This window comes from Dyella sp. (assembly GCF_035508675.1).
In the GTDB taxonomy this organism is placed as follows: domain Bacteria; phylum Pseudomonadota; class Gammaproteobacteria; order Xanthomonadales; family Rhodanobacteraceae; genus Dyella_B.
The window spans coordinates 21998-29105 of sequence record NZ_DATJMN010000330.1 but is presented as its reverse complement, the minus strand read 5'-3'; the positions used below and the strand labels follow the sequence as shown (position 1 = coordinate 29105).

General features: G+C 61.2%; 10 protein-coding genes. All 10 read right to left on the bottom strand.

What is annotated here, in order from left to right:
* Nucleotides 1–233: F0F1 ATP synthase subunit gamma (locus VMA74_RS17775; RefSeq protein WP_325369395.1), on the bottom strand; the 233-nt coding region annotated here is incomplete at its 3' end.
* A 90-nt stretch (nt 234–323) separates the two neighbouring features.
* Complete coding sequence (gene atpA / locus VMA74_RS17770; protein WP_325369389.1) at nt 324–1874, bottom strand: F0F1 ATP synthase subunit alpha; 1551 nt, start codon at nt 1872–1874, stop codon at nt 324–326.
* A 24-nt stretch (nt 1875–1898) separates the two neighbouring features.
* Nucleotides 1899–2435 (bottom strand): F0F1 ATP synthase subunit delta, encoded by a 537-nt coding sequence (locus tag VMA74_RS17765; RefSeq protein ID WP_325369387.1) that lies wholly within the window; start codon nt 2433–2435, stop codon nt 1899–1901.
* Nucleotides 2436–2438: 3 nt separating this feature from the next.
* The gene (locus VMA74_RS17760; RefSeq protein WP_325369385.1) at nt 2439–2909 is read right to left on the bottom strand and encodes a F0F1 ATP synthase subunit B; all 471 of its coding nucleotides are present in this window, start codon (nt 2907–2909) and stop codon (nt 2439–2441) included.
* Nucleotides 2910–2997: 88 nt separating this feature from the next.
* Nucleotides 2998–3276, bottom strand: a complete 279-nt coding sequence (gene atpE / locus VMA74_RS17755) for a F0F1 ATP synthase subunit C (RefSeq protein ID WP_284321078.1) — start codon at nt 3274–3276, stop codon at nt 2998–3000.
* A 52-nt stretch (nt 3277–3328) separates the two neighbouring features.
* Nucleotides 3329–4129 (bottom strand): F0F1 ATP synthase subunit A, encoded by an 801-nt coding sequence (gene atpB / locus VMA74_RS17750; RefSeq protein WP_325369383.1) that lies wholly within the window; start codon nt 4127–4129, stop codon nt 3329–3331.
* A 3-nt stretch (nt 4130–4132) separates the two neighbouring features.
* A complete protein-coding gene (locus tag VMA74_RS17745) occupies nt 4133–4498 on the bottom strand; it encodes a hypothetical protein (RefSeq protein WP_325369381.1) in 366 nt (121 codons plus the stop codon).
* Nucleotides 4499–4711: 213 nt separating this feature from the next.
* Complete coding sequence (locus VMA74_RS17740; protein ID WP_325369379.1) at nt 4712–5107, bottom strand: phasin family protein; 396 nt, start codon at nt 5105–5107, stop codon at nt 4712–4714.
* A 156-nt stretch (nt 5108–5263) separates the two neighbouring features.
* Entirely contained in the window at nt 5264–5626 is a 363-nt protein-coding gene (queD, locus tag VMA74_RS17735) for a 6-carboxytetrahydropterin synthase QueD (protein ID WP_325369377.1), read from the bottom strand.
* Between the two features lie 44 nt (nt 5627–5670).
* Nucleotides 5671–7107, bottom strand: coding sequence for a glucose-6-phosphate dehydrogenase (gene zwf / locus VMA74_RS17730; protein ID WP_325369375.1), 1437 nt, complete (start codon nt 7105–7107; stop codon nt 5671–5673).
* Nucleotide 7108 lies beyond the last annotated feature (1 nt).

Genomic DNA, 7108 nt, shown 5'->3' with positions numbered 1-7108 from the left:
CACACGCGCGCGACCTCTTCGCGCTCGACCAGAAACGGATGCTTGAACTCCGTGCTGGCATGCGCGATGTGCGCAACGAGCCTGCGCATGGTGCGCGCATAGGGACGCGAGGCCTTCATCAGGTCTTGCGCTTTGCGAATCTTGGAGGCCGAGACCATTTCGAGCGCGCGCGTTACCTTGCGCATGTTCTGCGTGCTCTTGATCTTGGTTTTAATTTCGCGTCCGCTTGCCACGTTTGCCTCAACCTGTTGGGTCCGATTCGGTCGGTTGACCGACGTGCGGTGCAATCATCCATATCGGATGACTGCACACCCTTTCATTGCTTACCAGCTACCCGTCTTCTTGAACTCGTCGAGGCCGGACTTGAACGTGGCTTCGATGTCATTGTTCCAGTCACCGGTGGCGACGATCTTCTTCATCAGCTCGCCTTGGGTCTGGTGGAAGAAGGCATGCAAGCCCTGCTCGAACGCCAGCACCTTGTTCACCGGCAGATCGTCCAGGTAACCCTTTTCAGCGGCATATACGGACAGGGCCAGTTCGGCGATGGAAAGCGGGGCGTACTGCTTCTGCTTCATCAGCTCCGTAACACGCTGGCCGCGGTCGAGCTGGGCACGGGTCGCGGGATCAAGGTCCGAGGCGAACTGCGCGAACGCCGCCAGTTCGCGGTACTGCGCCAGCGCCAGCTTCACGCCGCCGGACAGCTTCTTCACGATCTTGGTCTGCGCCGACCCGCCCACGCGCGACACCGAGATACCGGCGTTCACGGCCGGACGAATACCGGCGTTGAACAGGTCGGTTTCCAGGAAGATCTGACCGTCAGTGATCGAGATCACGTTGGTCGGCACGAACGCCGATACGTCGCCGGCCTGCGTTTCGATGATAGGCAGCGCGGTGAGCGAACCGGTTTTGCCCTTCACTTCGCCGTTGGTGAACTTCTCGACGTACTCTTCGGACACGCGCGCAGCGCGCTCGAGCAAGCGCGAGTGCAGGTAGAACACGTCACCCGGATAGGCTTCGCGGCCCGGCGGACGCTTCAGCAGCAGCGAGATCTGGCGGTAAGCCACGGCCTGCTTGGACAGGTCATCGTAAATGATCAGCGCATCCTGGCCGCGATCGCGGAAGTATTCGCCCATCGCGCAACCGGAGTACGGCGCGATGTACTGCAGCGCGGCCGATTCGGACGCCGACGCGACGACGACGATGGTGTTGGCGAGCGCGCCGTTTTCTTCCAGCTTGCGCACCACGTTGGCGATGGAGGAGCGCTTCTGGCCAATCGCGACGTAGATACACTTAATGCCTGAATCTTTCTGGTTGATGATCGCGTCGATGGCCAGCGCGGTCTTGCCGGTCTGGCGGTCGCCGATGATCAGCTCGCGCTGGCCACGGCCGATCGGGATCATCGAGTCGACCGATTTGTAACCGGTCTGCACCGGCTGGTCGACCGACTTACGCCACACCACGCCCGGTGCGACCTTCTCGATCGGCGAGCTGAGCTTGGCGCTGATCGGACCCTTGCCGTCGATCGGGTTACCCAATGCATCGACCACGCGGCCGAGCATTTCCGGACCGACCGGCACTTCGAGAATGCGGCCGGTGGTCTTGGCGGTGTCGCCCTCGCGCAGATGCTGGTATTCGCCCAGCACCACGGCGCCGACGGAGTCGCGCTCAAGGTTCAGGGCCAGCGCAAACGCGTTGCCCGGCAGCTCGATCATTTCGCCCTGCATCACGTCGGCCAGGCCGTGGATGCGCACGATGCCGTCGGACACGCTGATGATCGTGCCCTCGTTGCGGGCTTCCGCGCCGAGCTTGAACTGCTCGATGCGGTTCTTGATCAACTCGCTGATCTCGGACGGATTGAGAGTGGTGCTGGACATGGTCGTGATCCTAAATGGGTATGCTTAATTCGTAAGCACGCTGGCCAGGCGCTGCAGACGGCCGCGGGCGGAACCGTCGATGACCTCGCTGCCGGCATCGATCACCACGCCCGCCAGCAGCGAAGGATCGACCTGGGTTTCCAGTTCGATCTCGCGCTTGAAGCGGCGCTTGAGCGATGCCTTGAGCTGCTCGGCCTGGGCATTGTCCAGAGCCATCGCGCTGGTGACCTTCACCAGCAGCTGTGACTCCGATTCGCGCTTGTAGGTTTCATATAGAGCAGCCACTTCCGGCAGCAGTGCCAGGCGGTGTCGCTCGGCCAATTCAGTGAAGAATTTGCCGAAGACGCCATCTGCCAACGTGCCCTCCGGCAGATGCAGCGCGACGAGTTGCGCTGGCTGCACACGCGGGTCGTTGTTGAGCGCGGCCACGCGCGAGTCCTGCGCCACTTGCGCAGCGAACGCCAGCGCCTGCGACCAGGCGGCAAGATTGCCATCGGCCCGCGCCAACTCGAAAGCGGCACGGGCATAGGGGCGGGCGAGCGTAATCGACTGGGCCGCCATCGATCAGATCTCGGTCGCAAGCTGGTCGAGCAGCGCCTTGTGCACCGCTGCGTCGATTTCGCGCTGCACGATCTTGGAGGCGCCCTGCACGGCCAGCGCACCGACGCGTTCGCGCAGTTCTTCACGTGCGCGCTGTGCCATCGAGGCGATCTCGTCCTGCGCGGCCGCCTTCTGGCGGTTGATTTCCGCCACGGCATCGGCACGGGCCTTATCCAGAATCTGGTTGGCCTGCTGCTGCGCGCGATCGATGATCTCGGCCGCTTGCTGGCGTGCCTGCCTGATCTCGCCGGCAACCTTGTTATCGGCTTCCCGCAATTCGGCATGCGCGCGCTCGGCGGCATTGAGACCCTCTGCAATCTTGAGCTGGCGCTCTTCGATGGCCTTGGTAAGGTGCGGCCAGATGAAGTGCACGCAGAACCAGATCAGAATGGCGAAGGCGATCATTTCGCCGATCAGAGTGGCATTGAAGTCCATCGCTGCGTTACCTGTGCGTACGGGTTAATGCGGACACGGGCGGCATGCGCCCGTGTCGAGCTGGCGGCGCCGAAGCACCGCACTAGGATTAGCCGGCAACCAACTTCGACAGCAGCGGGTTCGCCACCGCAAAGTACATGGCCAGCGCCACGCCGATCAGGAACGCCGCGTCGATCAGACCAGCCAGCAGGAACATACGACCCTGCAGCAGCGGAACCAGTTCAGGCTGACGGGCAGCGGCTTCAAGGAACTTCGAACCCATGATGCCAATGCCGATACAAGCGCCCAGCGCGCCGAAACCGATGATCAAGCCGAGAGCGATAGCGGTGAAGCCCTGGACCTGAGCAATATGAGCAACTAGTTCCACGATGATCTCCTCAAGAAAAAGAAAGCGGTAGTTCTAACGAAAGTGAACAAAATCAATGGTGATCGTGAGCCATCGAGATATACACGATGGTGAGCACCATGAAAATGAAGGCCTGAATCGAAATGATCAGAATGTGGAAGATGCCCCACACGGCGTAGCCGATGATGCCCATGCCGAACAACAGCCAGCTGCCTGCGCTGAACAGGCCGGCGATCAGCATGAACACCAGCTCGCCTGCGTACATGTTCCCGAACAGTCGCATCGCCAGGCTGACCGGCTTGGACACCAGTTCGACCAGATTCAAAGCGAAATTGAAGGGGGCGAACCACTTGCCGAAGGGCGCGGTGAAGAGTTCGTGCATGTAGCCGCCAAAGCCCTTGGCCTTGAAGCTGTAGAAGATCACCAGCAACAGCACGGTAATGGACATTGCGAACGTCATGTTGACGTCGGCGGTGGGCACGGCGCGGAAGTGGCCAATGCCGAACTTTTCGGTCACCCAAGGGAGCAGGTCGACCGGCAGCAGGTCCATGGCGTTCATCAGGAACACCCAGATGAAGACCGTCAGCGCCAGCGGGCCGAGGAAGCGGCGATCGCCGTGGAAGACGTCCTTGACCTGGCCGTCCACGAATTCGAGCACGATCTCAAGGAAGGCCTGACCTTTACCCGGCACGCCGGCCGTCGCTTTACGCGAGTACAGCCAGAACCACAGGCAGAAGATGACGCCAAGCGCCAGCGACACCGCCACGGAATCGAGATGGAATGACCAAAAGCCATTCGGACTCACCCGAAAGTTCAGGTGCGTCAAATGGTGCTGGATGTATTCGGTAAGACCGCCCTGCGGCTCGCTTGCCATCTCTTAACCCTTAAATCTGAACGCCAGCAGATTAACCGCGTACGCAGCCGCCAGCCCCGTAATGGCAGCCAGCGGCGGCAATTTCCATTGAAACATGATCGCGATCATCCCCCCGATGATCACCATCCATTTCAGGATCATGCCCGTCAGCAGATGCCCCAGCGCCATACCGGCGCCGCTCACCCGACTGAAAGCCCGCACCGACAATAGCGCCGTACCAGCCGCCACGATCGCCGCCCCAGCCGCCGCCGCTATCGCCTCGCGACGCCCCTGCGTCGCGAAAACGAGGCCCACGATGACCGCCGCGCATAGCTGCCATAGCAGCAATCGCAGGGCAAGACGTCGACCGGAAGCAAGACTGTTGAGCACGTGAGGTTCCCGCGGTGTCGCTATGGCAATCAAACCCGCCACGGGTCACGATCCAATCTAAAAAAGTATATCAGTGCAGCTTTTAGACCAGCAAGACGAGTTCGTGCGGCACGTAGTCTCGGGGGAATTTCGGACAAGAAAAGGGCCGGACGTCAACGTCCGGCCCGAGGGCATATCGCAAGGGGAGTCGCGATATGCAGAAGGGGATTGCGATTACTTGGCGGCAGCCGCGGCTTTCTTGATGGCGGCGACCGGAGCGGCCACGGCCTCGTTGGCGGCCTTCTGCTGCTCCTGGACCAGGGCATTGAGCGACTCGGCCGTCTTCTGCGCCACGGCGATCACATCCTTGGTGACGGAAACCGCGCTCTCGGCCTGCTCGCGGGTCAGCGAGGCGCCCTTTTCCCACAGGCCGCGCAGCGCATCGACGTCACGCACTTCGACCGCCTGGGCGATGAAGTCGGCCGTCACCTGGGCCTGCTTTTCCAGCGCGGCGAGCTGCAGCTCGGCAACCTGCTCCAGACCCTTGATGGCCAGGGCGTGGGCCTTGAACGCGTTATCAGACAGCTGCTTGGCGTAAGCGAAAACCTGGGTATTCAGTTGCTGTGTCATGGCTTGTCCCTCGCGGCGGGATGTATTAGAGAGTGGAACAAAGCCTAACAGGAGTTTTTGTGCGGCGCAATATGTTTTTTGTTAAGAGACCAAACGGTCACAAAAATTTCAAATACGGCAATCCATTAGTGACGAATACGTGAATATTGCAGTGCATCAAAAACTCCCTCGAGAGCAGCTCGCGCCCGACGTGCACGTCTCATGCACCACCACTTCGTCCAACCCCGGCAGAACGGGTTCCAGGCGCCGCCAGATCCATCGCGCCAGCATTTCGCTGGTGGGGTTCTCCAGGCCCTCGATATCGTTGAGGTAGTGATGGTCGAGCTGTTCGTAGAGCGGTGCGAAAGCCGCTTTAACGTCCGCGAAGTCCATCACCCAACCCAGGGCAGGGTCTGGTTCACCACGAACGTGGATTTCGATACGGAAGGAATGGCCATGCAGGCGCGCGCACTTGTGCCCCTCGGGCACGTTCGGCAGGCGGTGGGCGGCTTCGATCTGGAAAATTTTGAAGATATGCATGCGGGTATGTTACCCGCTCCGCCATGAGCCCTTTTGCGTGCGCGCTAGACCCGTCCGTTCTGCGCAATCGATCGCCACATATGTCCCGGGTCGAGCAGGCGCTGCTGGCTGGTTGGCCCTTCCGACCCGGAGGCGTAGAAATCCGGCGTTCCGCGTTGCCAGGCTTCGAGCACAGGCATCAGCAGTTTCCATGCCCACTCCACTTCGTCGAAACGCAGGAAATGCGTGCGGTCGCCGTCGATGGCGTCGGTCAATAGCTGCTCGTAGGCAGAAAATTCGCGGTCTTCGGAACTGGCGTAAGGCGCCGTCAGCGTCACCGGCCGGCCGGCCAGCTCCAGGCCCGGGCGCTTGGCCGTAACAAGCAGATCCATTTGCTCCGTGGGCCGAATGCGAAAGATCATCCAGTTGTTGCCCGCATGCACCGCCTTGGGCAAGGCGCCGGGCACTTCGCGGAACTGCACGGCAATTTCCGAATAATTGGTCGCCAGCCGCTTACCGCTGCGCAGGTAGAACGGCACGCCGCGCCAGCGCCAGTTATCGATTTCCAGACGCAAGGCCGCGAACGTTTCCGTGCATGAGCTGCGCGCAATACCCGGCTCATTGCGGTAGCCGGGGACTTTCTTGCGCCCGATCCGGCCCGCGCGATATTGCCCGCGCACCGCATGCCGCTCGACGGTGGCCGGCGTAATCGGCACCGTCGAACGCAGCACCTCGACCTTGTGATTGCGCAGCACTTCCGGGTCCCATTCGGCCAATGGCGCCATGGCTGTCAGGCTGAATAGTTGCATCAGATGGTTCTGCAACATGTCACGCAGCGCGCCGGCCTTGTCGTAATACGCGGCGCGCTTTTCAACACCCAGGGTTTCGGCGTAAGTGATCTGCACCTGGGCGATATGCTGCGCGTTCCAGATCGGCTCGATAAAGCGATTGGCAAAGCGGAACACCATCAGGTTCTGGGTGGTTTCCTTGCCAAGGAAGTGGTCGATACGCAGGATCTGATCTTCTTCCCAATGCGCGTGCATGGCCTGGCGCAAGGCCTGCGCGGAGTCCAGATCGGTACCGAACGGCTTTTCCACGATCAGCCTGCGCCAACCATTGCGCGGCGCCTTGGCGAAACCGGCTTCGCCCAGTGCGGTTGCCGCCGGACCGAACAGCGGCGGTGGCAAGGCGAGATAGAACAGGGTGGCCGGATTCAGCTTGTCCTTGAGCGCGAACAATGCATCAGGATGCAACTCACCGCCGACGTAATCGAGCTGGCGGCGGAAGCTGTTCCAGCGCGCCGGCGAATAATCCGGCGCGAAGGATTGCAAGGCTTTCTGGATGTGGCGCTCGAAATGATCACGGCTCCATGGCTCCATGGCGTAGCCCACGATGCGCAGGTCACGCGTCAAGCCCAGCGTATGCAGGCGATATAGCGCCGGCATCAGCAGCCGCTTGGTGAGATCGCCGCTTGCACCCAGAATCACCAGCGTCGTGGCCATG

Coding starts and splice junctions, on each gene's coding strand:
- atpA (WP_325369389.1), bottom strand. CDS start 1,874: ATGTCCAGCACCACTCTCAATCCGTCCGAGATCAGCGAGTTGATCAAG.
- VMA74_RS17765 (WP_325369387.1), bottom strand. CDS start 2,435: ATGGCGGCCCAGTCGATTACGCTCGCCCGCCCCTATGCCCGTGCCGCT.
- VMA74_RS17760 (WP_325369385.1), bottom strand. CDS start 2,909: ATGGACTTCAATGCCACTCTGATCGGCGAAATGATCGCCTTCGCCATT.
- atpB (WP_325369383.1), bottom strand. CDS start 4,129: ATGGCAAGCGAGCCGCAGGGCGGTCTTACCGAATACATCCAGCACCAT.
- VMA74_RS17740 (WP_325369379.1), bottom strand. CDS start 5,107: ATGACACAGCAACTGAATACCCAGGTTTTCGCTTACGCCAAGCAGCTG.
- queD (WP_325369377.1), bottom strand. CDS start 5,626: ATGCATATCTTCAAAATTTTCCAGATCGAAGCCGCCCACCGCCTGCCG.
- zwf (WP_325369375.1), bottom strand. CDS start 7,107: ATGGCCACGACGCTGGTGATTCTGGGTGCAAGCGGCGATCTCACCAAG.